Genomic DNA, 1,476 nt, shown 5'->3' with positions numbered 1-1,476 from the left:
CCGCCACGGGAGCCAGCAATGGCGAAAGCACGATCAGAATCGCGTTGCCTTCCAGGAACATGCCGAGGATCAGCAGCAGGGCATTGGCGATCAGCAAAAACGCCACCGCGCTACCGACGCCCGAGGAGAGCATCAGCGCGATCTGCTGTGGAATCTGCTCCCAGGTCAGCACGCGCGCGAAGCCCGAGGCGATCGCAATGATGAACAGCACGTTGACCGACGCCATCAGCGACTCCCGCGTCGCCAGCGCAACGCTGCCGAGCCCCATCTGCCGATACACGAACAGCCCGACGATCAGCGCGTAGAGCACCGCCATCGCGCCCGCTTCGGTGGGCGTAAAGATGCCGACACGGATGCCGCCGATGACGACCACCGGCAGCAGCAGGGCGATGATCCCGGCACGGGTCACGCTGATCCATTCGTGGCGCGATACGCGTTCGCGGCGCGGCTTCTGATAACCGAGGCGACGACACTGGATCGACACCAGCACCATCATGGCGACCGCCATCAGCACGCCGGGAACGACGCCGGCGAGGAACAGCCGACCGATCGAGACGTTGTTGACGTAGCCGTAGACGATCAGCGCGATCCCCGGCGGGATGGTCGAGGTGATCAGCGACGACGAAGCCGTGATCGCGCTTGAGAACGGCTTGGGGTAGCCGGCAGCCGTCATGCTCGGTACCAGCAGTTTGGCGTTCATGGCGGCGTCGGCGATGTTGGAGCCGGACAAACCGCCCATGAAGGTACTCAGCAGCACGTTGGCCTGGGCCAGCCCGCCATGCAGGCGGCGTGTCATCAGCTCGGCCAGCGTCAGCAGCCGTTCGGTGATACCGGAGTGGTTCATGAACACCCCGGCCATGATGAAGAACGGAATGGCCAGCAGCGAGATCGATTCCAGCCCGCCGGCGAGGCGCTGGATCAGCATTAGCATGGGCTGGTCGGCGCCGACCAGGAAGTAGGTCAGGCTCGACGCAAACAGCGCGAAGGCTACCGGCGTGCCCAGGCAGAACAGGATGAAGAGCGCGGCGAGCGCGATTCCAACGGCCATCGATATCACTCCTTGGCGGTAACGGCGTCGCGGGTGGCTTCCGGCGGAGCCAGTTCCCGTTCGTCGGCAATCAATCGGTCATTGGTGATCAGGCGCACCAAACTGTGATAGAGCATCAGCACCGCGCTGATGGGGATCGATACGTGAATCCAGTAGTAGGGGATCTGCAGCATCGGCGTGCTGCGGAAACGCGAGAAGGGCAGCAGTTCCAGCCCCCAGAACAGCATCGCCACCGCGCAAAGCATGACGATGCCGATGTTGAAAATGCGCGTGTTCCAGTGCGCAACGGCTGCCGGCAACCTGTCATTGAGCAGGCCGATCAGCACGTGCTCGTTGCGCCGCACCAGCGCGCTGGCGCCGAGGAACGTCGCCCACACCATCAACAGCTGCAGGATCTCCTCGCTCCAGGCCAGCGGCGACGAGAACAG

Annotated in this window: 2 protein-coding genes; both read right to left on the bottom strand. The window is 63.8% G+C overall.

Features of this window, described 5'->3' with window-relative positions; genetic code table 11:
• Window positions 1-1,048, bottom strand: a 1,048-nt coding sequence (locus tag BC443_RS13230) for a TRAP transporter large permease (protein ID WP_071232309.1), incomplete at its 3' end; no start/stop codon positions are given.
• Window positions 1,049-1,053: 5 nt separating this feature from the next.
• Window positions 1,054-1,476, bottom strand: a 423-nt coding sequence (locus BC443_RS13225) for a TRAP transporter small permease (RefSeq protein ID WP_071232308.1), incomplete at its 5' end; no start/stop codon positions are given.

The sequence above is a fragment of the Salinicola sp. MIT1003 genome (assembly GCF_001858555.1).
Taxonomy (GTDB): domain Bacteria; phylum Pseudomonadota; class Gammaproteobacteria; order Pseudomonadales; family Halomonadaceae; genus Salinicola; species Salinicola salarius.
The sequence above is the reverse complement of the archived record's forward strand: the minus strand, read 5'-3'. Positions and strand labels throughout refer to the sequence as shown.